Raw genomic sequence first — 24,111 nt, 5'->3', positions numbered from 1 at the left:
CCGCGGATATCAGCGTGATTCACCGTCGACCTTACTGCTACGTCGCCCTCAGGAAATTCCTTTGCCTATGGAAAAACCGCAAACCTGGATATCGCGATTGACACGGAAAGTCATATCAGTCGGCATGGCAAGCCCTTGCGGCTTGCGTAAAACGGTCGCGGTGGCGGTGGCGGATCGCCCGCGCGGCACCTTGCCCAGGCGGAGCAAGGTACTATTACGGCTTGGCATCCGGCGCGCCGCGCGTTCATTGCGCGGCGCGTATCCAGACGCCCGACGCGGCGAGTCCACCTCACGGGCAGCACGGCAAGCGCATCGAATCAAACCGGGCCTGCCGCCCTTGCCGTCGTTTCTTGCCGTCATTCGTTTCCGCCATCCATCCATGAGTTCTGCAAGCCGCCGCATCGCGCACCTGGACATGGACGCGTTCTACGCGTCCGTCGAACTCCTGCGCTATCCCGAACTGCGCGGCAAGGCGGTGGTGATCGGCGGCGGCCGCAACGGCGCGCCGCAAACACTCGAGGACGGCAGCCGGCGCTTCGCGAAGCTGCGCGATTACGCGGGCCGCGGCGTCGTCACCACCTCCACTTATGAAGCCCGCGCGCTCGGCGTGTTCTCCGCGATGGGCATGATGAAGGCCGCCGTGCTCGCGCCCGACGCGGTTCTGCTGCCCACCGACTTCGACTCGTATCGGCACTACTCGCGCCTCTTCAAGTCGGCGGTCGCCACGTTTACCGATCGGATCGAGGACCGCGGCATCGACGAAATCTATATCGATCTGACCGAGGTGCCGGGCGAGCCGCGCGAGATCGCCGCGCGCATCAAGCAGGCGGTCAATCAGGCGACCGGCCTCACCTGCTCCATTTGCGTGGCGCCGAACAAGCTGCTCGCGAAAATCGGCTCGGAACTCGACAAGCCGGACGGCCTCACGATTCTCACGCCGGCGGACGTGCCGTTGCGCGTGTGGCCGTTGCCGGTGCGCAAGGTCAACGGCATCGGGCCGAAGGCGGCGGAAAAGCTGACGGCGCTCGGTCTCGCGACGGTCGGCGATCTGGCGGCGGCGGACGCGGGATTGTTGCAGGACCACTTCGGGCGCAGTTACTCCGCGTGGCTGATGCAGATCGCGCAAGGCCACGACGAGCGGCCGGTGGTGGTGGAATCGGAGCCCAAGTCGATCAGCCGCGAAACGACCTTCGAGCGCGATCTGCATCCGCGTCATGACCGGCCGGCGCTCTCCAGTTCGTTTACCGGCCTGTGCGTGCGGGTCGCGGAAGACCTCGTGCGCAAGGGCTACGTGGGCCGAACGATCGGCATCAAGCTGCGCTACGACGACTTCCGCACGGTCACGCGCGATCTGACGCTGGACGAGCCGACCGCCGACGCCGCCGAGATACGCCGCGCGGCCACCGAATGTCTGCGGCGCGTGGCGTTGAACCGCAAGCTGCGGCTCCTGGGCGTGCGCGTGAGCGCGTTGACGCCGGCCAACGCGCAACCGGTCAGGCAGCGCCGTCCGGTTCAGGCCGACTTGCCCTTTACCAGCGACGAATAAGCGGCCGCCTCGGCAGGCACGCCGGCATTCGCGCGCGCCGCCGGCGGCTCCGTTTCCCTGCGCGCGGCGGCGACCGAGAACGCGAACGTATTGACGCCCTCCGCGCTGTGCGCCGACACGGTGCCGCGATGCATCTCCGCAATCGCCTTCACGATCGCAAGACCGAGCCCGTGGTTTTCGCGGCTGTTGGTACGCGAGACTTCCGCGCGATAGAAGCGGTCGAACAGATGCTCCAGCACGGCCGGCTCGATCGGCTCGCCGGGGTTCGCCACCGCCACGCGCACGTGGTCCTCTTCACGCGCGATCGTCACGCTGATCGCATCGCCCGGCGCGCAGTGCTGGATCGCGTTCATCAACAGATTCGCGCAGGCGCGGCCGAACAGCGAGCGGTTCACGCGCGCCATCGCGTCGCCGTGCAATTGCGCATGCACGCGCGCCTCTTCGAGCGGAATCTCCAGGAACTCCAGCGTATGCGCGACTTCCGCGGCGAGCGACACTTCCACGAGACCCGTCGCGCGCTCGCCCTGATCGGCGCGGGCGAGAAACAGCATGTCGTTGATGATCGCGCGCATGCGCTCGTATTCCTCCAGATTCGATTGCAGCGTATGGCGCAGATCTTCCACGGAACGATTGCGCGTCAACGCCACTTCGGTCTGGCCGATCAGGATCGTGACCGGCGTGCGCAGTTCATGGGCTACGTCCGCGTTGAACGATTCGAGGCGCCCATAGGCGCCGTCGAGGCGTTCCAGCGCGCCGTTGAACGAGTTGGCGAGATCGCTCAGTTCGAGCGGCAGCGACGCGGTGTTCAGCCGCTGCGAGCGGTTGTTCGGGCTCACGGCGGACGCGTCCCGCGTCAGACGCCTGAGCGGCGCGAGGCCGAGCCGCGTCACCGAGTAACTGAGCAGCAGCACGGCGAGACTGCCCAGCGCCGACAGCGCCGCGAGCGCCGCGCCGAAGGCGCGCATCGTGCGGTCGTTGGGAGAACAACTGGCGGCCACCTGCAATTGCACGGGCGGACGCGCGGCATTGGCCGGAATCGCCAGCGTGGCGATGAGCATGTCGTCGCCGCCGCCGGCGGGCGACACGCGCGCGTAGCCCTCGGGCCAGCTTTTCACCACCGTGCCCGCGACCGGCGTGCCGTAGTGGAAATACGGATCGGCGCTCGACACCGCATACATCGTGCTGCGATCGTGCGGCATCATGTTGGTGAGCTTTTCACGGGTCATGCGCCACTTTTCCGGCGTCACCGCGTGGTACACCATGAGGCGCGCGACCTGGGCGCGGTCGTCGAGCGACTCGCGCAGGTGGTGTTCGAGCTGCGTGCGCAACACCAGAAACAGGCCCGTGCCGACCAGCGTGAACACCGAGAGCGCGACGAGCGCGAACATCAGCGCGAGGCGGCGGGCGATCGAACGGTTCATGACGGCTCCGCCTCTTCGCGCACTTCGAGCACGTAGCCCATGCCCCGCACGGTGTGCAGCAGCTTCGACGGAAACGGTCCGTCGAGCTTGGCGCGTAAGCGTTTGATCGCGGTTTCGACCACGTTCGTATGGCTGTCGAAATTGACGTCCCACACGAGTTCGGTAATCGCCGTCTTGGAGAGAATGTCGCCTTGGCGGCGGGCCAGCACGCTGAGCAGTTGAAACTCTTTCGCGGTCAGGTCGAGACGCACGCCGTCGCGGGTCGCGCGCCGGCCGATCAGATCGACGAACAGATCGCCGATGGCGATCATCGTCGACTCCTGCGAACGCGTGCGGCGCGCGAGCGCATGCAGCCGCTCGACCAGTTCGAGGAAGGAAAACGGTTTGGTGAGGTAGTCGTCGGCGCCTTCGCGCAGGCCGCGCACCCGGTCGTTCACGTGATCGCGCGCGGTAAGCATGATGACCGGCGTGGACTTGCGCATGCGCAGCGCCTTCAGCACGCTGAAACCGTCGCGCTTGGGCAGCATCACGTCGAGCACGATCACGTCGTACTCGAATTCGGTGGCCAGATGCATGCCTTCCTCGCCGTCCAGCGCGACGTCGACGACCCAGCCCTGCTCCGTCAAGCCGGAGCGCAGGTAGTCCACCACCTTGTGCTCGTCTTCAACGATCAGCAATTTCATGCGCGTCCCCTTGTGTCGGCATTATACGAAACGCTTTCGCCACGCTCTTGCGTGTCCTGCTGCATCATGGCCGGGCGGCTCATCGCGCGGGAGCCAGCGCCTGCTTCGAATCCGCTTGCTTCGAATCCTGTCGCGTCGCGTCCTTCGGCGATGACAGGCCCGCCACGTCCGCGCCGGCGTCCCAGCCGCCGCCCAGCGCCTTCACCAGCGACACCGCCAGCGTCATCTGCTGGCCGCGAATCTGCACGTCCTGGCGCTCGCTGTTGAGCAGCGATTGCTGCGCGGTGATCACGTCCAGATAGGCGACGAGGCCGCCCGAATAACGGTCGTTGGCGAGCGCCAGCAGATGCTGCGCGTCGGCCACCGCCGCGTGTGACTCCTTCGCCGCGCCGTCGAGCACCGAGAGTCCGGTGATGCCGTCCTGCACCTGCTGGAATGCGTTGAGCACGGTCTGCCGGTAGGTCGCCTGGGTGGCCTTGTAGCCTTCGCTCGCAAACTGAACGTTGGCCGCGCGCCGGCCGCCGTCGAACAGCACCTGGCCGGCCGCCGCGCCGAGCGTCCACATCAGCGTGGGCGCGCTCAGCAGGCTCGCGAACTGCGTGCTTTCCCAGCCGATGCTGGGCGTGAGCGTCAAGCTCGGAAAAAACGCCGCCTTGGCGACGCCGATCTGCGCATTCGCCGCCGCCATCGCACGCTCGGCGGACGCCACGTCGGGACGGCGTTGCAGGACGTCGCTGGGCACGCCGAGCGCGATCGCCGGCAGCTTCGCGTCGAGCGCCCTGGGTGCGATCGAGAATTGCGGCGCGGGCACGCCGACCAGCGCGGCGATCGCATGCTCGAACTGCGCGCGCTGGTTCAGCAGCAGTTGCGCCTGCACGCGGGTCGAATCGAGCAGCGACTTCTGCTGCAACACGTCGAGGCCCGACACCGCGCCCAGATCGTGCTGCGATGTCACGTAATCGAGCGCCTTCTGCTGGAGCGTCACCGACTGATTCAGCACGTCGATCTCGGCGTCGAGCTCGCGCAGCGAGAAATAGCTGGTGGCGAGGTCGGTGGTGAGCACGAGGCGCGCGTTGGCGAGGTCGTCCGCCGATTGCTGCGCGGACGCCGCCGCGCCTTCCACTTGCCGCCGTATCCGGCCGAACAGATCGGTGTCGTAGTTGATCGACGAACCGAGTTGCAGATTGTTCTGCACCGTCGACATCGTCGGCGTGGCGTAATTGGTCTGTGGACGGCTGCGCGAAATCCTGAAACGCGACGCCGATGCATTCAAATCCACTTCGGGCGTCTGCTGCGCGCGGGTAGTCGCGAGCGTCGCCTTGGCCTGCTCGTAGTGCGCGCTGGCGGCGGCGAGCGTCTGATTCTGCGCGAGCGCCTGGGTTTCCAGCGTGTCGAGCGTGGTATCGCCGAACGTCTGCCACCAGTCCGGCGAAATCGGCGCGTGCGAGGGCACCCCCACGCGCCAGTACGAATCGGTTTGCCAGGCGGGCGGCACGTCGGCTTGCGGCCGCTGATAGTCCGGCCCGACCGTGCAGGCGGCGAGCAACGCGGCGCTGGCGGTGACGGCGAGCGCCGTTAGGGTGCGCCAGCAAATGTGGCAAACGAACGCCCGCCTCACGACGCCCCCTCGCCGTCCTTGCCCGGCTGCGCGATCTGCACGTGATCGCCGTCGGCGATCGAATCGCTCGGGTTGATGATGACCTTGTCGCCCGCCTCGATCCCGCTTTCGATTTCCAACGACTGCCCGAGGTCGCGCGCGATCACGATCTTGCGCAACTGCACGTTGCCTTTCGCGTCCACCACCGCAAGCCGCGGACCTTCCGCGCGAAACAGCAGCGTGTTGCCCGGCACCATCAATTGCGCATGCGCGACGGTCGGCACGGCGACCTGCACATACGCGCCGGGGCGCAGCGTGTCGTCGGGATTGGGCAGCGTCACTTCCACCTGTAGCGAGCGGGTGGGCACGTCGATCGCGCCGGACATGTGCGTGATCGTGCCGTGAAACTGCTGGCCCGGCAGTTCCGCCTGCGTGACCACCACGTTCTGTCCGATCGAAACGTTTTGCGCATACGCCTGCGGCAATTGCACATACACGCGCAGCGGGTCCGACTGCGCGAGCGCGAAGAGCGCGCGGCTCGTGCCGCTACCGGCGTCGATCAGATCGCCGACGTCGACGTTGCGCTGCGTGACCACGCCCGCGAACGGCGCGACGATGCGCTTGAACGATTCGAGCTGGCGCAAGCGCTGCACGTTCGCATCCGCGGCGGCGAGGTTGGCGAGACCTTGCGTGTAGGTGCTTTGCCGTTCGTCGAGTTCCTGTTGCGAGACCGCATCGCGTTGACGCAATTGCTGCCAGCGTTCCAGCGAGCTTTTGGCGAGGCCGAGGCTCGCGCTGGTTTGCTGGCGCTGCGCCAATGCCTGCGCGAGTTCCTGATCGATTTCGGGCGTGTCCAGATCGGCGAGCAATTGCCCCTGCTTCACGCGCGCGCCGATATCGACGTACCAGTGCAGCAGATAACCGGTGGCGCGCGCGTAGATCGGCGATTCGACGCTGCCGCGCAAGGTGCCCGGCAACAAGGTGTGGCCGCCGCCGTCGGCCCGCGTCGGGCTTACTACGTGCACGTACTGCACCGCGTTCTGCTTCGTCGTTTCGGCGATCGAGCGGCTTTCCATTACGTTTGCGATCACGGTGCGCAGCGCGCCCACGGCGAGCAGCGCCAGCAAGATCCACAGCGTGATTTTGGCGCGCTTCCATTCGCGATGGCGCGGCGGCAACGCGTGGCCGTCTTCGGTCTCGCGCGCGGGAATCGCCAGCGATGCATGAGTTTTTTCGGTCATTTGAGTCAGCTATCTGGTTCAGCCGTCGTTAAGCCTGTCGTTAAACGCTACGCGTGCTTGCCGGCGCCGCCGTGCTCCGGCGCGGGGCCGTCGTCGTTGCCGTTATCTTCGTGGCCCGCGCCGTCGTTACGATGGCGCCGCGCGAGGCGCGTATGAATGCCCGCGAACACCAGCGGCACGAAAAACAGCGTGGACACCGTGGCGAACAGCAAGCCGCCGATCACCGAACGGCCGAGCGGCGCATTCTGCTCGGCGCCTTCGCCCAGACCGAGCGCCATCGGAATCATGCCGATGATCATCGCGAACGCGGTCATCAGCACCGGCCTGATCCGGCTTGCACCGGCTTCAAGCGCGGCGGTGAGCGGCGGTGCGCCGGCCGAGAGCCGCTGGCGCGCGAACGACACCATCAGAATGCTGTTGGCGGTGGCGACGCCCATCGTCATGATCGCGCCGGTCAGCGCGGGCACGCTCAAATGGGTGCCCGTGAGAAACAGCATCCACACGATGCCCGCCAGCGCCGCGGGCAACGCGCTGACGATGATCAGCGGATCGACCCACGACTGGAAATTCACCACGATCAGCAGATACACCAGCACGATCGCCATCGCCACGCCGAGCCCGAGACCGAGGAACGAACTGCGCATGGTCTGCACCTGGCCGCGCACCGTAATCTGACTGCCGCGCGGCAGTTGCGCGCGCGCGTCGTTCACGAGCTTGTCGACCTGATCCGCGACGCTGCCGAGATCGCGCTTGTCCACGCTCACGTACAGGTCGATCACCGGCCTGATGTTGTAGTGCGAGACGATCGCGAACTGGTTCTGCGGCGAGACCCGCACCAGATTGCCGAGCAGTTGCGTCGGACCGGTAGCCGAGCCGGACACCGGCGTGCGCAACAACTCGTCGATGGACGAGATCCGATACTGCGGCGTTTGCACCGCGACGTTGTACTCGACACCGTTGCTGTTGTTGTACCAGAACCCCGGCGAAGTCTGCGAACTGCCCGACAGCGAAATGAGCACGTTCTGCGCGACGTTGGCCGCGCTCAGATTGAGCTGCTGCAAGCGGGTGCGATCCATTTGCAGATTGAGCGCCGGTGCGTCGAGTTTCTGCTGAATGTGCGTGTCGACGGTGCCGGGAATCATGCGCACCTGTTTCAGCAGCTTGCGCGCGACCTCGAAGTTGCCCTGCTGGTCCGCGCCGGCAATCTGCACGTCCACCGCGGCGGGCAGGCCGAAGTTGAGAATCTGCGTGACGATGTCGGCGGGTTGAAAGAAGAACTCGACGCCCGGAAAACGCTGCGGCAGGATCGCGCGCAATCGCTCGATGTAGGTTTGCGTCGGCTCGTGGCCTGCCTTCAAAGCCACCTGAATCTCGCCGTCGAGCGTGCCGATCGTGCCCGCGTTGCTGTACGAGAGATTGATGCCGCTATACGGCAAGCCGAGGTTGTCGAGGATCGTGCCGAGTTGTTTCGCCGGCACGACTTCGCGGATCACCTTTTCGACTTCGTCCGCGAGGCGCGCGGTTTCCTCGATGCGCGTGCCAGTCGGCGCGCGCATGTGCAGGCGGATGTTGCCCGCGTCGACGCTCGGAAAAAAGTCTTCGCCGAGCACGAAAACGAGGCTCATCGAGAGCACGCAGAAACCGAGGAACAGGCTGCCGAAGCGCGCGCGGCGCACCAGCAGGCTGCTGAGAATCACGATGTAGGCGGCCCGCATGCGCTCGAAGCCGCGATCGAAGCGATGATGGAGACGCATGAACAGATTCGGCGCGGCGCCGGCGCCGGGCTTGTGCGCGTGGCCCATCAGCAGCAACGCCAGCGTCGGCACCAGCGTGCGCGACAGAACGTAAGAGGCGAGCATCGCGAACACCACGGCTTCGGCAAGCGGCACGAACAGGTAACGCGCCACGCCGGTCAGGAAGAACATCGGCACGAACACGATGCAGATGCACAGCGTCGAGACGAGCGCGGGAATCGCGATTTCGCCGGCGCCTTCGAGAATCGCATCGTGCAGATTCGTGCCCATATGCAGATGCCGTTCGATGTTTTCGATCGTCACCGTGGCGTCGTCGACGAGAATCCCGACCGCCAGCGCGAGGCCGCCGAGCGTCATGATGTTGATGGTTTCCCCGAGCGCGTGCAGCGCGATCAGCGAGGACAGAATCGACAGCGGAATCGAGATCGCGATGATGCAGGTGCTGCGCCAGTTGCCGAGAAACAGCAGGATCATCGCGGCGGTGAGCGCCGCGGCCACCAGCGCCTCGTGCATCACGCCCTGCACCGCCGCCTTCACGAAGATCGACTGATCGAACAGGGCGGTGATGTTCAGGTCGGGCGGCAGCGCCGCGCGCGCGGCCGGCAGCAAGCGATGCAGCGTATCGACGATCGACAGCGTCGACGCGTTGCCGTTCTTCAGCACCGAGATCAGCACGCCGCGGCGGCCGTCCTGCCGCACGACATTGGTTTGCGGCGAAAAACCGTCGCGCACGTGCGCGACTTCACGCAGATAGGTCGTCGCGCCATTCACCGTGCGCACCGGAATGTCGTTGAGACCGTCCAGCGTGGCCGGCGAGCCGTTCATGTTGATCGTGTATTCCTTCGGCCCGATCTTCGCCGTGCCGGTCGGCAGAATCAGGTTTTGCGCGTTGAACGCGCTCACCACGTCGGAGGGCGTCAACCCCTTGGCGAGCAACGCGCGCGTGTCGAGATCGACTGAAATCAGACGCGACTTGCCGCCGTAGGGATACGGCACGGCCGCGCCCGGAATCGTCACGAGCTGCGGGCGCAGGAAATTCAGTGCGGTGTCGTTGAGCGCCTGCTCGGACAGCTTCGGGCTCGACAAGCCGAGTTGAATCACCGGAATGCTGGAGGCGGAGTAGCTGATCACCAGCGGCGGCGTCGCGCCCGGCGGCATCTGCTTGAGTTGCGCCTGCTCGACGGCCACGGTCTGCGCGATCGCGGTCTGGATGTTCGCGTTCGGCTGCAAAAACACCTTCAGGATCGTGATGCCCGCGAGCGATTGCGATTCGATGTGTTCGATGTCGTTGACCGTGGTGGTCAAGCTGCGCTCGTTGACCGACGCGATCCGATGGGCCATGTCTTCCGCCGACAAGCCGTTGTAAGTCCAGATGATGCTGACCACCGGAATGTTGATTTCCGGCAGCACGTCGACCGGCGTGGTGAACAGCACGAACGGCGTCGCCAGCACGATCATGATGGCCATCACGATGAACGTGTACGGCCGCTTAAGCGCAACGTTGACGATCCACATGAAACGCGCCTGGGGGATACCTGGTGAGGGATGGAGGGAGAGATCAGCGCTTATGCTAGATCGGTCGCACCAACGCCTGCATGGCGCCAAAATGGCCGGAATGTCAGCAAGGTAAACGTAAGGCTAGACGTGCAGACGTATGCCGCTTCGAAGCAACAAAAAAACCGGCCGACCATCGCGGTCGACCGGCTTTCCATTTCCAGCACGCGGGGCTTCGATCGCCGGCTTACTTCGCAAACAGCGACGACATATCCGCGAACGCCTTGAACTCCAGCGCATTGCCCGAGGGATCGAGGAAGAACATCGTCGCCTGTTCGCCGACTTCGCCCTTGAAGCGCACATGCGGCTCGATGATGAAGTCGATGCCGGCTTGTTGCAGCTTGTCGGCCGCGGCCTGCCATTGCTGCATCGACAGCACCGCGCCGAAGTGACGGACCGGCACCGCATCGCCGTCGACCTTGCTGGTGTGACGGTGGCCGATTTCGTCCGGCGCGAGGTGCGCGACGATCTGGTGGCCGTAGAAGTTGAAGTCGACCCACGCTTCGGAACTGCGCCCTTCGGGGCAACCCAGCAATTCGCCGTAAAACGCGCGCGCGGCGGCGAGGCTATGGACAGGAAACGCCAGATGAAACGGCGGCAAAACGGTTTCGGCAACGCTCATGAGGTAAAAACTCGCTGACTGGAAAATGGGAGCCAGTTTAACCATGACTAAAAATGGTGAAAAACGATATATATTTGACCTGACCACCACAAAAATCGATTGATCGACCGATGCTCAGCGAACTCAAAACCTTTATCGCCGTCAGCCAGTACGGCACGTTTTCCGCCGCGGGCGCGCGCATCGGCCTCACGCAGTCGGCGGTGAGCGCGCAGATGCAGCGGCTCGAAGCGGAGCTCGGCTTCGCGCTGTTCGACCGCACCGGCCGCTCCGCGACGCTCAACGATGCCGGCCGCGAAACCCTCGCGCTCGCGGAGGAAATGATGACGCTCTACGCGCGGCTCTCCGAACGCGGCGCGGTCGCGGCGGAAAGCGGCATGCTGCGGGTAGGCGCGATCGCGTCCGCGCAAGTGTCGTTTCTCGCCGACGCCCTCGCCCGCTTTCGCGTCGACCGGCCCGGCTGGCGAATTCGCGTCGTGCCCGGCGTGTCGCTGGGTTTGTTGGGCCAGGTGGATTCCGGCGAACTGGATCTCGCCGTCATCATCAAACCGCCGTTCGCGCTGCCCTCGGAACTCGAATGGCGCACGCTCGTCACCGAGCCGTTCGTGCTGCTCGCGCCCAAGGCGCTGGCGCGCGGCAAGCGCTCCTGGCGCGAGCTGCTCAAAAGCGAGCCGTTCATCCGCTACGACCGCACGTCGTTCGGCGGCCGGCTGGTCGATCGGTTTCTGAGGCGCTCGCGCCTGAACGTGCACGACGTGATCGAACTGGATGAGTTGCAGGGCATCATGCAACTGGTGGCGCGCGGCATCGGCGTGGCGCTGATTCCGAATACGGCGGGGCTCGGCAAATGGCCCGCCAACGTCGTAGCGCTCGAACTCGGCGACGCGACGTTTCACCGTGAAATCGGTCTCGTGCAGCGGCCGCGGCATAGCCGGCAGGCGGTGGCGGAAGCGCTGGCCGATTGCATCGGCGCGGCCGCGGGTCACTAGCCGCACGGCGCACGCTCGATTGTGCTGTCGCGATGGCCGTCAACTGTATCTGTGAGCTTCGCATGGCGGCGTGCAGAATCGGCGCATGCGCCTTCATTCGCGCTTTTCGGCCCGCCGCCAAGGATCAAGCCCCATGACCGCCAGCACCTTCCTCACCGCCGACGTCCTGATCGCCTATAGCGCCTACTTCGTCGGCACGGCGAGTCCGGGGCCGAGCAATCTCGCGATCATGTCGCTGGCAATGAGCGCCGGCCGCAAATCCGCGCTGACCTTCGCACTCGGCGTCGTATCCGGCTCGTTCTTCTGGGCGCTGCTGGCTTCGCTGGGTTTGTCGGCGGTGCTCGCCACCTACTCGGAATGTCTCGTCGCGATCAAGATCGCGGGCGGGCTTTATCTGCTGTGGCTCGGGTTCAAGTCCGCGCGTTCGGCATTCAGCGCCGGCGCGTTGCCTGCGAATACCGTCCGGCAAGATGAACCGCTCGGGCGTCTGTATCTGCGCGGCCTGCTGTTGCATCTCACCAACCCGAAAGCGATCCTCGTCTGGCTGTCGATCGTTTCGCTGGCCATGGCGCCGGGCGGCGGCGCATCGCACGTTTCGCATACCGCGCCTGTGGTGCTCGGCTGCATGTGCATCGGCGTATCGGTGTTCAGCAGTTATGCCGTGCTGTTTTCCACCGCGTCCGCGCGGCGCGTCTATGTGGCGATCCGGCGCTGGCTCGACGGGTCGCTCGCGATCATGTTCGGCATTGCCGGCATCAAGTTGCTGACGTCGAAAAACTAGCCGCTATTCGGCAACCGCAAACGCTTGCTTGACGTCTTCCAATAGCGTTGGCGTGCGAGCAAAACCGCCGCGCCGCTACGAAGCATCTTTCACGTGCTTGTGCGGCTTCTCCACGCCCGCCGAGCGCAGCGCCTCATGCAGCGTGCCGAAAATACAGCCCGCGCCGACGATCGGCGTGATGCCATGCCGGTCCATATCCGAGCGCAAATAACGGTTCACGCGCGCGAAAATCACGCCGATGCCGCCGTGTTTCAAGCTCTCGCACAATTCGCCCACCGAGCGCGCCGCTGAATAATCGACATCGGTAATCGCGCTCGCGTCGATCACGAACCAGCGCACGGGGCTCGGCGCATCGGCGATCAGGCGGCGGGTATCGTCGACGAAAAAGTGATCGTTCGCGTAGAACAGATCGGCGCCGAAGCGATAGACGATCAACCCCGGCGCGGTCTCGATACCGGGCACGGCGGGCACCGGAACCCACACGCCGTCCTGGCCGGGAGCGAGGATCATGGTGTGCGGCCGGTAGCTGTGCCGCACGTGACGCAGCAGCGATAGCGCCACCGCCACGAGAATGCCGTGCTCGACGCCGATCAGCACCACGGCCGCCGCGGTGAACACGGCGAGCGCGAATTCGCCGGGACTTTCGCGGCGAATCGCAAACAGCGTCTTGAGATCGATCAGGCCGATGGCGATCGTCAACACGATGCTGGCGAGAATGCAGTGCGGCAGATACTGCAAAAAGCGGCTGAAAAACAGCAGCACGAGCACCACCACCGCCGCGAACACGAGTTGCGCGACCTGGCTGCGCGTGCCGGCGCGATCGGCCATGGCGGTCTGCGTCGGACTGCCGTTGACCACAAACGCGCCCGACAACGCCGCCGCCGCGTTGGCCGCGGCGATGCCCAGCAAGTCGGCATTGACATCCACGGGCTCGTGATACCGCTCGGCGAACACGCGGCTCGCGGCGGCGCTTTGCGCGACGATCATCACGAAGCAGGACGCCGCGACCGGCAAGAGATCGAGCATCTGCTGCCATGTGACCGACGGCATCGACAGCCCCGGCAGTCCGCCCGCCACCGGACCGAGCACGGCGATGCCGTGGGCGGCGAACCCGTAGACGTCGCTCGCCGCGATGCCCGCGACGACCGCGATCAACGGCACGGGCACGCGTGGCAGAAAGCGCTTGCACGCCAGAATGGACACGACCACCAGCAGCGAAATCGCCAGCGTCGGCCAATGGATTTGCGTCGACTCGCGCACCACCAGCGCGAGCTGATCGACGCTGCGCGCGGCATGCCCCGGCACGCCCGACATATCGCCCAGCATGGCGATGCCGACCTGCACGCCGACGCCGGCGAGAAAGCCGACCAGCACCGTGCGCGACAGGAAATCGGCGAGAAAGCCCAGTTTGAAAATGCGCGCGACGAACAGCAAGGCGGCGGTCAGCAACGCGACCATCGCGGCGAGCGACGCATATTCCGCGCTCGAAGCCGGCGCCATCGTGGAGAGCCGGCTCGCGAAAATGGTGGCGGTGGCCGAATCGGCGGCCACGACGAGATGCCGCGATGCGCCGAAAAACGCAAACGCCACAAGCGGCAGAAAGACGGTGTAAAGACCCGCGACGGCCGGCATGCCGGCGATGCGCGCGTAGCCGAGCACTTGCGGAATATCCATCGACGCAAGCTGCACACCGGCCAGCGCGTCGCGGGCGGCGCCGGCGCGGCTCAACGGAAGCACACCTTTCAACACGCCGACGCGGGCGTTGAGATACCCCAGAAAATCTCGCATGCGCGATGCTGCCCCGTACTTAGGTTATCGCGCATCGTGCCGTGACTCGGCACTTAAAGGCAAGGTCCGGGTAGCGTCGGACTTCGCGGGTTCAACGCCTGAGCTGCCCCGTCAGCGGATCCACATGCCGCGCGAACCCGAACAGCGCGGCGATACAGATTGGACAGGCGATGATAAACACGGTCAACATCTCACACCCCGTAGCAGTAACGTTTTGTTACCGGCAAGTCTAGGCGATCGGCCAGCAAATTAAAGGGAGGAAAACGCAATGCAGTGTTGCCGGTTATTACGCCAGTAAGGAATCTTGGGGGCGGCACTTGCCGTGGCCCGGCGTCCAATATTCCTGACGAAGAGGCGGTTTTGGTCTGAAATATCGGACGTCGTCGCTTCTCTACTTATAGACCCGACCGCTCTCGTAGACGCTGGATGTCCGATATTTTTGACAGAATACGAGTGTTTGCCTAATATATCGGACATGCCTCGCACCTTTCCGCGCCCCTTTCCGTCAGTCGAAAGGCAAATCCATTCGCTCGGCGAACGGCTCAAGCTCGCACGTCTGCGGCGTGAACTCCCAACGGCACTGTTCGCCGAACGGCTGGGCATCTCACGCGATACGCTGAACCGCCTTGAGAAAGGCGATCCGAATATCGCGCTCGGCACCTATATGAGAGCGCTTCGCGTGTTGGGCCTCGACAAGGACATGGATGCCGTCGCCCGCGACGACGAACTTGGTCGCAAGCTCCAGGATCTCAAGCTGCCGGGTCAGCGAAAGCCGCGCCCCAAAGCGCCCGGCGCCGTCCAGATCAAGGCGGAGCGTCCAGCAACCCCAAAAACTTCCAAGAAGTCCGATGGTCAGCAATAAGCCCCGTGACACGTACCATGTGTTTCTCGACACGGCCGAACTGGGCAACCTTCAACACGTCGGCACGTTGTATCGCCAGGCTGCGCACAGCGATTTGCCCGTATCGTTTGCTTATACGAAGAACTGGGTAGAGAGCCGCCATGCGTTCATGCTCGATCCGCGTCTCGAGTTGTGGACCGACGAGCAATACCCGCCCGCCAAGTCCGCGGCATTCGGCGTTTTCATGGACTCAGCGCCGGATCGTTGGGGCCGTGTCCTCATGGAGCGCCGCGAGGCTGGCGCAGCCGATCGCGAAAACCGGCCAATGCGTAATCTGCGGGAGATCGATTTCCTGCTTGGCGTGCACGATCTGACACGCGTCGGTGCGCTGCGCTTCCAGGACATGGACGGCAATTTTCTCGACAACAGCGCCAATGCCGCTCCACCCGTCACCGATCTTGCGACCCTGGCCTATGTCAGCCTGCGTATCGAAGAAGCCGGTGTCGAAAAACTGCCGGAATACGATCAATGGCTTGCGATGCTGATCGCCCCTGGCACATCGCTCGGCGGCGCTCGTCCCAAGGCCAACTTCAGCAGTCTCGGCGACGCTCTCTGGATCGCGAAATTCCCCGCGAAAGACGATCGCTACGACATCGGCGCGTGGGAGTACATCGTTCATCGCCTGGCAAGGAAAGCGGGTATCGAGGTGCCTGCATCCGAACTCAAGTATGTCGGCGCACGTTATGGCACCTTCTGCGTCGAACGGTTCGATCGCAGCGCGGGCAGCCGGCGCATGTACGCATCCGCCATGACCTTGCTTGAACGTCGGGACGGGGATTCGGATGCAAGCTATCTGGACATCGCCGAGTATCTTGCGAGCAACGGCGCGCAAAGCCATATCGACGAAGATCTTGCTCAGCTTTTCAAAAGAGTGGCCTTCAATGTCATTGCAGGAAATCGCGACGATCATCCACGCAATCACGGCTTCATCCGCGAAGCGTCGGGCTGGCGGCTGTCGCCAGCGTTCGATATGAATCCAAACCCGGCCAAGCGCGAACATGCACTTACGCTGGACGGCATGAGCGCATTGCCGGATCTCGAAACAGTGATCGAGACCGCCGGGTTTTATCGGCTGGATCACGCGCAAGCGAGCCGCGTGATAGAGGAGGTAAAAGACGCCGTCAGCACGTGGCGGCAAGAAGCCGCCGCCCTCGATCTGTCCCGCCCCGAGATACAGCGGATGGAGAACGTGTTTCAGGTTTGACGGGCTATCGCGGTGACCGGGCGCACAGCGGCGCGCAGCATTAAAGGCAAGCCCAGCAGACTCCCTTATAATCCGGCATGACCCGAACCCCGCTCCTCCCGCCGCCCACGCGCGCCCACCCAGCCGCCACACGGCGCCGCGCCGCCCACCGCTTCACGGTGGCCGCATGAAAACCCCTAAACGCCTGCTGCCGCTCGTCGAAGAGGGCCTGATCGACGAGGTCATTTCGCAATTGATGAGCGGCAAGGAAGCCACCGTCTACGTGGTGCGCAGTGGCGACTCCACGCGCTGCGCGAAGGTCTATAAAGACGCCAAACAGCGCAGTTTCCGCCAGGCCGCGTCCTATCGCGAAGGCCGCAAGGTCAAGAACAGCCGTCAGCAGCGCGCGATGGAAAAAGGCAGTCGCTACGGCCGCGAAGTGCAGGAACAAGCCTGGCAGAACGCCGAAGTGGATGCGCTGTTCCAGCTCGCCAATGCCGGCGTGCGCGTGCCGCAGCCGTTCATCTGCACCGACGGCGTATTGCTGATGGAACTCGTGACCGACGCCGACGGCAACGTCGCGCCGCGTCTGAACGACGTCGACATGACCGAGGAACGCGCGCTCGAATTGCACGCGCTGCTGCTCGATCAGGTGGTGCGCATGCTGTGCGCCGGCGTGATTCACGGCGACCTGTCCGAATACAACATCCTGCTTGCCGCAGACGGCCCGGTGATCATCGACCTGCCGCAAGCCGTGGATGCCGCCGGCAATCTCGAAGCGCCGGCCATGCTGGAGCGCGACGTGAACAACCTCGCCACCTATTTCGGCCGCTTTGCGCCGGCGTTGCTCGACGCCAGCTACGGCAAGGAAATCTGGGCGCTGTTCGAAGCCGGCGCGCTGCATGTCGACGCGAAGCTGACCGGCCGCGTTGAACTGGACACCACGCCGATCGATCTCGAAGCCGTGCTGCAAGAGCTCGAAGATACGCGGCTCGACGAAGAAGCGCGCCTGCGCTACGAACAGTCGCTGCGTAGCGGCACATGAGCCGTTCGCGCGGCGGCATGTGAACGCATGCCTGAATGCCACATCGGCGCCGCGCCGAATCGAGGCTACGACGCGTTACCGCGGCTAGTCACCTCGCCGGAGCCGGAAGAACCCATAACGCCCGGCGCCGGCCCCACCGATTCGCGCATCGTCACGCTCACCGGAAACTCGCGGAATATCTCCCACGTGGTTCGGTAGCATTGATTGACGAGCCAGCGCACCGCGTTCTGGGTCAATTCCGCCGTCGGAATCCGCACCGAGGTGAGTCCCGGCGCGGCGTAGGCCGCCGAGTAATCGTCGTCATAGCCGATCACCGACACTTCGTCCGGCACCGAAATGCCGACCTGATGAAAGCGCGCGAGCACGCTCACCGCCATCGTGTCGTTCGCGCAGAACAGGCCGGTGAAACGCCGCTTCGAATCGAGCAGCCTGATGGCCGCGGCGTAGCCGCCTTCCGGCGAGAAGTCCGATTCGATCAGCGTGACGTCGTCGCGCGCGATGCCCGCCCGCGCCAGTTCGGCGAAGAAGCCTTCGAGCCGGATCATGTTGTCCGACGCGGTGAAAGGCCCCGAAATCACCGCGATGTCCCGATGCCCGTGATCGAGCAGCGTGCGCGCCGCCAGTTCGCCGCCGCGCCGGTGGTCGGCGCAGAACGACGCCTCCGGCAATTGATCGAACGCGCGGTTCAGGAACACCATCTTCGGATGCATCCGGTGCAGCATGATCAGGTCCTCGTCGTGCAGATCGTGGCTGATCACCACCACGCCGTCGCAATCGCGGCCAATCAGAAAACGCACCGCCTCGATGGCCTGTTCGCGCGGCGACACGTCTCCGCAGCCGGTCGCCACCACCACGTGACGGTGCACCGCGCGCAGTTCGGTATCCGTCTGCTTGAGGATCGTGCCGTAGTAGGAGCCGAAGAACGTCGGCACGAAAATGCCGATCATGCCGAGCGATTGCGCCGCCATCGCGCGGCCGATCGACGACGGACGGAAGTTCAGCGCTTCGATCGCCGCCTGCACGCGCGCGGCGGCGTCGGCCGAGACGGGCCCTTTGCCGGAAATGGCGCGCGAGGCGGTCGACATGCCCACGCCGGCCAGTGCCGCGACATCCTTGAGTGTTGCCACGCGGTTCTCCGTCGAGCGAGGTGGTTTTCGATGTGGCGTTCAGCGCGCCGCGCGCCGGCGCTACAGGCGGGTGCCGTCCGCTTCGTCGAACAGCGAAACATGCGCGCCGTCGAATGAAAACGCCGCGGTGTCGCCGACCGCAACCGGCGTTTTGGTCTGGTCGATCGACGCAATCTGCGCTCCATGATAGTCGAGCCAAATCACGCGGTGGTTGCCCATCGGCTCCACGAGCGAAACTTTTGCGCGCTCGCTCGCGGCCTCGCCCATCCGCACCCGCACGTCCTCGGCGCGCACGCCGAGCACGCACGGCAGCGAATCCGCCGGCGCACTTTTGAACGGATACGCCGACACGTCGAGCCGCAAATGCGCGGAGCGGAAATGCGGCGCGCCGTCGCGCGACTCCAGCGTGCCCTTGAGCAGGTTCATCGCCGGCGATCCCAGGAAGGTCGCGACGAACAGATTGTCGGGCCGCGCGTAGACTTCGGCCGGCGTGCCGAACTGCTGGATCACGCCGCCGCGCATCACCGCCATGCGCGTGGCGAGCGTCATCGCTTCGACCTGATCGTGGGTCACGTAGATCATCGTCGCGCCGAGGCGCTGATGCAGTTGCTTGAGTTCGCGGCGCAGTTCGGTGCGCAGCTTGGCGTCGAGATTCGACAGCGGCTCGTCGAACAGGAATACGTCGGCCTCACGCACGATCGCCCGGCCGATCGCCACGCGCTGCCGCTGCCCGCCCGAGAGCTGCGCGGGTTTGCGCTTGAGCAGCGGCCCGAGTTGCAGCATCTCGGAAGCGCGCGCCACGCGCCGCGCGATTTCCGCTTTCGGCGTGCCGTTGATGCGCAACGCGAACGACAGGTTGCGCTCGACGCTCATGGTCGGATACAACGCGTACGACTGAAACACCAGCGCGATGCGGCGGTCTTTCGGATCGGCCCACGTCATGTCCTCGCCGGCGATCTCGATGCTGCCGTCCGTCACGTCGATCAAGCCGGCAATGCTGTGCAACAAGGTGGACTTGCCGCAGCCCGACGGTCCGAGCAGCACGACGAACTCGCCCGCGCGCACGTCGAGGTCGAGATTCTCGATCACGGTATTCGCGCCCAACCGGATCGTCAGATTGCGCACCGCCACGTTGGCCGGATGCGTCAGGCCCGCCGCGTCCGCGACCTCAGGGGCGTTCGCCACGCCCGCCGCCTCGGCCACCGCCGTCATATTTGCCAGGTTCGTCATCGCCTTATCCCTTGACCGCGCCGGACGCAATGCCGCGCACGAACCAGCGGCCTGAAATGAAGTAGACCGCGAGCGGCACCATCGAAGTCAGAATCGTCGCCGCCATGTTCACGTTATAGAGCCGCTCGCCGGTCGTCGTGTTGATGATGTTGTTCAGTTGGACGGTCATCGGCAGGTTTTTCGTGCCGGCGAATACCAGCCCGAGAATGAAGTCGTTCCAGATGCCGGTCACCTGCATGATGATCGCGACGACGATGATCGGCGTGGACATGGGCAGCATCAGTTGCACGAAGATGCGCCAGAAACCGCCGCCGTCCACGCGCGCCGCCTTGAACAGCTCCTGCGGAATCGACGCGTAGTAGTTGCGAAACAGCAGCGTCATCACCGGCATGCCGAAGATCGTGTGAATCACGACGATGCCCGGCAGCGAACTGAACAGATGCACGCTCGCCAGCACGCGCACGAGCGGATACACCATCACCTGCACCGGAATGAACGCGCCCATCAGCAGCACGCCGAACAGCAGGCCCGCGCCGCGCGGCCGCCAGAACGACAGCGCATAGCCGTTCACCGCGCCGATCGCGATCGAGAGCACCGTGCTCGGCACGACGATACGCACCGAGTTCCAGAAGCCGACCTGAATGCCGTTGCAATCGAGGCCCGTGCACGCGGTTTGCCATGCGGCGCCCCATGCGTCGAGCGTGAAATGCGCGGGGAGAGCCAGAAGATTGCCGAGACGGATCTCGCTCATCGGTTTGACCGACGTGACGAGCATCACGTAAAGCGGCAGCAGAAAGAACAAGGCGGCCGTCAAGAGAAACGCGTAGACGCCGAGACGCGCCGGTGTGAAGATCGACCGGCGGCGACGCTGCGGGCCGCCCTTCAGCGTGGAGCCGAGCGCGTTCATCACCCCTCCTTGCGCAACGCCGCCCGGCTGCGGGCATAGAAGAACGGCGCGAGAATCGCCAGCACCGTCGTCAGCAATACGATCGAGGCCGCGGATGCCAGGCCGATATTGGCGCGGCCGAACAGGTAGTCCATGATGAACTTCGCCGGCACTTCGCTCGCCGTGCCGGGGCCGCCTTGCGTCATCGCGACCACCGCGTCATAAAGCTTCACGACCATCACGAACAGCAGCACGAAAGCAGTGGAGATCGAAGGGCCGAGCATCGGCACGACGATGCTTGCATAAACGCGCCAACGCGGAATGCCGTCGATGCGCGCGGCTTTCCACAGTTCGTCGTCGATGCCGCGCAAGCCCGCGAGCAACAAGGCCATCACGAGACCCGACGCCTGCCACACGGTGGCGATGACGATCGTATAGATCACCCGATCCTGATCGACGATCCAGTCGAAGCGCGCATGCGCGAAGCCGAGCGTGTGCAACACGGCCTGCGCGCCTAGCTGTGGATTGAGAATCCATTGCCAGACGAGGCCCGTCGCCACGAACGACATCGCATACGGATACAGAAACACCGTGCGCAACGCGCCCTCGCCGACTACCCGCTGATCGATGAAAATCGCCAGCAGCAAACCGATCACCATGCACGCGACGATGAAGCACGCGCCGTAGATCACGATGTTTTGCAGCGACAGCAGCCAGCGGTCGTTGTTGAAGAGCCGCGCGTATTGCGTGAAGCCCGCGAAGTCGCCGGATGGAAAGGTGCGCGAATTGCTGAGCGACACGCGCGCGGTCCAGATCATCGTGCCGAGATAGACGAACACGACGGTCGCCACCATCGGCAGCAACGCAAGCCACGCCGCGATCGGCCAACGCTTTTTCAGCGGTTTCGTGCGCGGCTTGGCCCGATGCTTCGACCCGGCGGTTTGCAGCTTGAGCGCGTGCATCGCGAGCACCTAACTCTTCAACGCATTGGCAAACGCTTTTTGTGCATCGTCGACCGACTGGTTCTTGTTCCAGAAGTTCGTGACGACGTCGATCAACGCGCCCTGCATGTCGGGCGACAGCAGCATCTCGGGATTCGGCAACTGACGCGACTTATCCTTCATGATCGCCATGCCCTCCTTCGCGCAGATGTCGAGACTGCTCGCGTCCGCGTCGGGACGAATCGGAATGGAGCCTTTCCTCGCGCTGAATGCGACTTGCGCGGACGGCGAGGTCATGACCGTCGCGAGCAGGTTCTGCGCCTTGATCGCGCTGGCGTTGTCCGTTTTCGGGAACACGAAGACGTCGCCCGCGACCAGATACGGCGAATGCGGACCGAAGCCGGGGAAGCAGCCGAAGTCTTTTCCGGCGCTCTGCTTCGCAGCCGAGAATTCGCCCTTGGCCCAGTCGCCCATGATCTGCACGCCCGCCTTGCCGGAAATCACGAGCGCGGTCGCATCGTTCCAGTTGCGCCCCGGCGAACCTGGATCGACGAAATCATGCAGGCGCTTGAAGGAAGCGAGCACCTTCCTGAACGCATCGGACTTCACCGCGTTCATGTCGTGATCGCGGTACACCTTCAGATAGAGATCGGGACCGCCCACGTCGGCCAGCACCGCGTCGAAAGTGATTTTTTCCTGCCACGGCTGGCCGCCGAAGGCGAGCGGGATCACGCCCGCGGCTTTCAGCTTGCCCAGATTGGCGATGAATTCATCGAAGCTCTTCGGCTCGGCGGTAATGCCGGCCTTCTGGAACACCGGCTTCGAATAGAAGAACCACGCGGGCATGTGAATGTCGACGGGCGCCGCATAGTAATGGCCCTTCACCTTGATGCTGTCGATGATCGACTGCGGAAACACGCCGTTCCAGTTCTCTTTCGCGGCGACGTCGTCGACATTGTTCAGCAGGCCCTGATCGATCAGGTCGTGAAACTGCTTCGACGTGTTGAACTGCGCGGCCGTGGGCGGATCGCCGCCGACGATCCGGTTGATCGCGGTGGAGCGCGCCTGGTCGGCGCCGGCCACCGCGTTGTCGACCCATTGGCCGCCGGCCTTGTTGTACGCATCGGCGAACTGGCGGATCGCGGCGGACTCGCCGCCCGAGGTCCACCAGTGAATCACGTTGGCTTTCAGGGGCTCCGCGTGCGCGGCCACGCCATATAACGCCAGCGCCGCCACTACATTCGCCACGGCCATTTTTCTGCTGTTCATTCCGTCTTCTCCTGGCTCGACGCCCTGTTTCGGGTCGACATGCGGACCGGCTTCATCCGCTTTATAGACGCGCTTTATAGACCCGCGTTGTTGACGTGCGCTCGCTCCTTCAGGAACCTGGACACCAGCTCGGCGCTGCGTTTAACGGTGCGTTTCTGCGTGGCGTAATCGACGTGCACGATCCCGAAGCGCCGCTCGTATCCGAACGCCCATTCGAAGTTGTCCATCAGCGACCACAGAAAATAGCCGCGAATGTCCACGCCGGCCTTGATCGCTTCATCGACCGCGGCGAGATGGCGCTTGAGGAACGAGACGCGCTGCGCGTCATCGACGCGGCCGTCGATCACCTTGTCGTCCGAGGCCATGCCGTTTTCGGTGATGTAGATCGGCGGCAGATTCCGATACGTGCGCCTGAAACCGGTCAGCAGATCGCGCAAGCCGTCGGGATACACCTCCCAGCCCATCTGCGTGCGCTCGACGCCTTCGAGCGGCACCTCCTTGAACCCATGCGCGCCGTCACTCGCGACATTGGTGCGGAAGTAATAGTTGATGCCGAGAAAATCCAGCGGCGCGGCGATGGTCCGCATGTCGCCGTCGAGCACCAGCGGCTCGGTGCCCGGCCACAACTCGAACAGGCCTTGCGGATACGCGCCCTTGAGCAGCGGATCGAGAATCCAGGCGTTGTGCTGCACTTCGAACAGATGCGCGGCGCGTTGATCGGCGGCGCGCTCGCTATTGGCCGTGCCTCGTCCGATGTTCGCGACAATGCCCTTTTGCGAGGCCGGATCGTTGGCGCGCAGCACAGGTATCGCAAGACCGTGCGCAAGCAGCAGATGATGCATCGCCTGAGTCGCGAAGCGCGTGTTCGCGAGACCCGGCGCGTGATGGCCGTTGCCGTAGCCGAGATAGGCCGAGCACCACGGCTCGTTGAGCGTTGCCCACGCGTCGACCGTGCCGGCGAGTTCGCGGCTCATCAGGTCGGCGTAATCGGCGAAACGGTAGGCGGTATCGCGATTGAGCCAGCCGCCGCGATCTTCGAGATGCTGCGGCAAGTCCCAGTGATACAGCGTGACGAAGGTCTTGATGCCCTTCTCTTTCAAGCGCCCGAGCAGGCGTTTGTAGAAGTCGAGTCCCTTGCGGTTCGGCGCGCCTGCCGCGTCCATCACGCGCGGCCAGGCAATCGAGAGCCGATAAGCTTCGAGGCCCAGACTCGCCAGCAGGTCGACATCCGCTTCCCAGCGATGATAGTGATCGCAGGCCACGGCGCCGGTGTCGCCCGCGAGCACCTTGCCGGGCGTGGCCGAAAACGTGTCCCAGATGGATGGCAAGCGGCCGTCCTCGTTCACCGCGCCCTCGATCTGATACGACGCGGTGGCGGCGCCGAGCAGAAAATTCTTGCGCCATAGCGACGAGTCCGCGGGCGGCGTAAAGGGATCGGCGAGAGATTGAGGGGAGCGTGCGTCGGATACAGCGAATGCGTCGTTATCCACGGATCCTCCTGATAGGAGTGGAAGCGCTTCCACAAGGACCAGCGAACGATAGCAGCGGCGGATTCC

20 protein-coding genes are annotated in these 24,111 nt (G+C 64.4%); 6 read left to right on the top strand and 14 right to left on the bottom strand.

Annotated elements, in window-relative coordinates; genetic code table 11:
* Positions 1-48: 48 nt before the first annotated feature.
* Positions 49-360 carry a hypothetical protein gene (locus ACTJLC_RS29870; RefSeq protein ID WP_440846095.1) on the bottom strand — a complete coding sequence of 104 codons (312 nt, stop codon included), beginning with the start codon at positions 358-360 and terminating at the stop codon, positions 49-51.
* 19 nt (positions 361-379) lie between these two features.
* Between ACTJLC_RS29870 and dinB the strand changes: the two genes are divergently transcribed.
* Complete coding sequence (gene dinB, locus ACTJLC_RS29865) at positions 380-1,546, top strand: DNA polymerase IV (RefSeq protein ID WP_083081123.1); 1,167 nt, start codon at positions 380-382, stop codon at positions 1,544-1,546.
* Here dinB and ACTJLC_RS29860 read toward each other — a convergent pair.
* The 6 genes from ACTJLC_RS29860 to ACTJLC_RS29835 form a co-directional block, all read right to left on the bottom strand.
* Positions 1,513-2,967 (bottom strand): heavy metal sensor histidine kinase, encoded by a 1,455-nt coding sequence (locus ACTJLC_RS29860; RefSeq protein ID WP_310318474.1) that lies wholly within the window; start codon positions 2,965-2,967, stop codon positions 1,513-1,515. The two genes, dinB and ACTJLC_RS29860, sit on opposite strands and share 34 nt — an antisense overlap.
* Entirely contained in the window at positions 2,964-3,650 is a 687-nt protein-coding gene (locus tag ACTJLC_RS29855) for a heavy metal response regulator transcription factor (protein ID WP_310117985.1), read from the bottom strand. The genes ACTJLC_RS29860 and ACTJLC_RS29855 overlap by 4 nt, the downstream gene beginning before the upstream one ends.
* A gap of 79 nt (positions 3,651-3,729) precedes the next feature.
* Positions 3,730-5,268: an efflux transporter outer membrane subunit gene (locus ACTJLC_RS29850; RefSeq protein WP_310318471.1), complete on the bottom strand. Its 1,539-nt coding sequence runs from the start codon at positions 5,266-5,268 to the stop codon at positions 3,730-3,732.
* Positions 5,265-6,488, bottom strand: coding sequence for an efflux RND transporter periplasmic adaptor subunit (locus ACTJLC_RS29845; RefSeq protein ID WP_310318467.1), 1,224 nt, complete (start codon positions 6,486-6,488; stop codon positions 5,265-5,267). The genes ACTJLC_RS29850 and ACTJLC_RS29845 overlap by 4 nt, the downstream gene beginning before the upstream one ends.
* A 47-nt stretch (positions 6,489-6,535) precedes the next feature.
* Positions 6,536-9,757, bottom strand: a complete 3,222-nt coding sequence (locus tag ACTJLC_RS29840) for an efflux RND transporter permease subunit (RefSeq protein ID WP_083081126.1) — start codon at positions 9,755-9,757, stop codon at positions 6,536-6,538.
* Between the two features lie 226 nt (positions 9,758-9,983).
* A complete protein-coding gene (locus ACTJLC_RS29835) occupies positions 9,984-10,418 on the bottom strand; it encodes a VOC family protein (protein WP_073427354.1) in 435 nt (144 codons plus the stop codon).
* Between the two features lie 110 nt (positions 10,419-10,528).
* Between ACTJLC_RS29835 and ACTJLC_RS29830 the strand changes: the two genes are divergently transcribed.
* Positions 10,529-11,404 carry a LysR family transcriptional regulator gene (locus ACTJLC_RS29830; RefSeq protein WP_310318461.1) on the top strand — a complete coding sequence of 292 codons (876 nt, stop codon included), beginning with the start codon at positions 10,529-10,531 and terminating at the stop codon, positions 11,402-11,404.
* A 133-nt stretch (positions 11,405-11,537) separates the two neighbouring features.
* Positions 11,538-12,185 (top strand): LysE family translocator, encoded by a 648-nt coding sequence (locus tag ACTJLC_RS29825; protein ID WP_310318458.1) that lies wholly within the window; start codon positions 11,538-11,540, stop codon positions 12,183-12,185.
* A gap of 75 nt (positions 12,186-12,260) precedes the next feature.
* Here ACTJLC_RS29825 and ACTJLC_RS29820 read toward each other — a convergent pair whose 3' ends face one another.
* On the bottom strand, positions 12,261-13,973 hold the full coding sequence (locus ACTJLC_RS29820) for a SulP family inorganic anion transporter (protein ID WP_440846089.1): 1,713 nt from the start codon (positions 13,971-13,973) through the stop codon (positions 12,261-12,263).
* 475 nt (positions 13,974-14,448) lie between these two features.
* On the opposite strand from ACTJLC_RS29820, the gene ACTJLC_RS29815 reads away from it, so the two are divergent.
* The 3 genes from ACTJLC_RS29815 (at position 14,449) to ACTJLC_RS29805 (ending at position 17,102) form a co-directional block, all read left to right on the top strand.
* Positions 14,449-14,835 (top strand): helix-turn-helix transcriptional regulator, encoded by a 387-nt coding sequence (locus tag ACTJLC_RS29815; protein ID WP_073427350.1) that lies wholly within the window; start codon positions 14,449-14,451, stop codon positions 14,833-14,835.
* Positions 14,822-16,078: a type II toxin-antitoxin system HipA family toxin gene (locus ACTJLC_RS29810; protein WP_310318453.1), complete on the top strand. Its 1,257-nt coding sequence runs from the start codon at positions 14,822-14,824 to the stop codon at positions 16,076-16,078. Before ACTJLC_RS29815 ends, ACTJLC_RS29810 begins: the two co-directional genes overlap by 14 nt.
* 166 nt (positions 16,079-16,244) lie before the next feature.
* The gene (locus tag ACTJLC_RS29805) at positions 16,245-17,102 is read left to right on the top strand and encodes a PA4780 family RIO1-like protein kinase (RefSeq protein WP_073427348.1); all 858 of its coding nucleotides are present in this window, start codon (positions 16,245-16,247) and stop codon (positions 17,100-17,102) included.
* A gap of 65 nt (positions 17,103-17,167) precedes the next feature.
* On the opposite strand, the gene ACTJLC_RS29800 is transcribed toward ACTJLC_RS29805, so the two are convergent.
* The 6 genes from ACTJLC_RS29800 to ACTJLC_RS29775 form a co-directional block, all read right to left on the bottom strand.
* Entirely contained in the window at positions 17,168-18,229 is a 1,062-nt protein-coding gene (locus ACTJLC_RS29800) for a LacI family DNA-binding transcriptional regulator (protein WP_310318450.1), read from the bottom strand.
* A 60-nt stretch (positions 18,230-18,289) separates the two neighbouring features.
* Positions 18,290-19,459: an ABC transporter ATP-binding protein gene (locus ACTJLC_RS29795; RefSeq protein WP_310118000.1), complete on the bottom strand. Its 1,170-nt coding sequence runs from the start codon at positions 19,457-19,459 to the stop codon at positions 18,290-18,292.
* A gap of 4 nt (positions 19,460-19,463) precedes the next feature.
* Positions 19,464-20,366 (bottom strand): carbohydrate ABC transporter permease, encoded by a 903-nt coding sequence (locus ACTJLC_RS29790; RefSeq protein ID WP_310318447.1) that lies wholly within the window; start codon positions 20,364-20,366, stop codon positions 19,464-19,466.
* A complete protein-coding gene (locus ACTJLC_RS29785; protein WP_440846085.1) occupies positions 20,366-21,307 on the bottom strand; it encodes a carbohydrate ABC transporter permease in 942 nt (313 codons plus the stop codon). Before ACTJLC_RS29785 ends, ACTJLC_RS29790 begins: the two co-directional genes overlap by 1 nt.
* Before the next feature lie 9 nt (positions 21,308-21,316).
* Positions 21,317-22,555 (bottom strand): ABC transporter substrate-binding protein, encoded by a 1,239-nt coding sequence (locus ACTJLC_RS29780; protein ID WP_310118004.1) that lies wholly within the window; start codon positions 22,553-22,555, stop codon positions 21,317-21,319.
* 74 nt (positions 22,556-22,629) lie between these two features.
* Entirely contained in the window at positions 22,630-24,045 is a 1,416-nt protein-coding gene (locus ACTJLC_RS29775; protein WP_310318445.1) for a GH1 family beta-glucosidase, read from the bottom strand.
* Between the last annotated feature and the right edge of the window lie 66 nt (positions 24,046-24,111).

The sequence above is a fragment of the Paraburkholderia sp. 22099 genome (genome assembly GCF_052045835.1).
Classification (GTDB): Bacteria; Pseudomonadota; Gammaproteobacteria; order Burkholderiales; family Burkholderiaceae; genus Paraburkholderia; species Paraburkholderia terricola.
The sequence above is the reverse complement of the archived record's forward strand: the minus strand, read 5'-3'. Positions and strand labels throughout refer to the sequence as shown.

Coding starts and splice junctions, on each gene's coding strand:
- ACTJLC_RS29840 (WP_083081126.1), bottom strand. CDS start 9,757: ATGTGGATCGTCAACGTTGCGCTTAAGCGGCCGTACACGTTCATCGTG.
- ACTJLC_RS29805 (WP_073427348.1), top strand. CDS start 16,245: ATGAAAACCCCTAAACGCCTGCTGCCGCTCGTCGAAGAGGGCCTGATC.
- ACTJLC_RS29795 (WP_310118000.1), bottom strand. CDS start 19,459: ATGACGAACCTGGCAAATATGACGGCGGTGGCCGAGGCGGCGGGCGTG.
- ACTJLC_RS29855 (WP_310117985.1), bottom strand. CDS start 3,650: ATGAAATTGCTGATCGTTGAAGACGAGCACAAGGTGGTGGACTACCTG.
- ACTJLC_RS29860 (WP_310318474.1), bottom strand. CDS start 2,967: ATGAACCGTTCGATCGCCCGCCGCCTCGCGCTGATGTTCGCGCTCGTC.
- ACTJLC_RS29810 (WP_310318453.1), top strand. CDS start 14,822: ATGGTCAGCAATAAGCCCCGTGACACGTACCATGTGTTTCTCGACACG.
- dinB (WP_083081123.1), top strand. CDS start 380: ATGAGTTCTGCAAGCCGCCGCATCGCGCACCTGGACATGGACGCGTTC.
- ACTJLC_RS29790 (WP_310318447.1), bottom strand. CDS start 20,366: ATGAACGCGCTCGGCTCCACGCTGAAGGGCGGCCCGCAGCGTCGCCGC.
- ACTJLC_RS29870 (WP_440846095.1), bottom strand. CDS start 360: ATGACGGCAAGAAACGACGGCAAGGGCGGCAGGCCCGGTTTGATTCGA.
- ACTJLC_RS29815 (WP_073427350.1), top strand. CDS start 14,449: ATGCCTCGCACCTTTCCGCGCCCCTTTCCGTCAGTCGAAAGGCAAATC.
- ACTJLC_RS29825 (WP_310318458.1), top strand. CDS start 11,538: ATGACCGCCAGCACCTTCCTCACCGCCGACGTCCTGATCGCCTATAGC.
- ACTJLC_RS29830 (WP_310318461.1), top strand. CDS start 10,529: ATGCTCAGCGAACTCAAAACCTTTATCGCCGTCAGCCAGTACGGCACG.
- ACTJLC_RS29820 (WP_440846089.1), bottom strand. CDS start 13,973: ATGCGAGATTTTCTGGGGTATCTCAACGCCCGCGTCGGCGTGTTGAAA.
- ACTJLC_RS29780 (WP_310118004.1), bottom strand. CDS start 22,555: ATGAACAGCAGAAAAATGGCCGTGGCGAATGTAGTGGCGGCGCTGGCG.
- ACTJLC_RS29845 (WP_310318467.1), bottom strand. CDS start 6,488: ATGACCGAAAAAACTCATGCATCGCTGGCGATTCCCGCGCGCGAGACC.
- ACTJLC_RS29835 (WP_073427354.1), bottom strand. CDS start 10,418: ATGAGCGTTGCCGAAACCGTTTTGCCGCCGTTTCATCTGGCGTTTCCT.
- ACTJLC_RS29785 (WP_440846085.1), bottom strand. CDS start 21,307: ATGCACGCGCTCAAGCTGCAAACCGCCGGGTCGAAGCATCGGGCCAAG.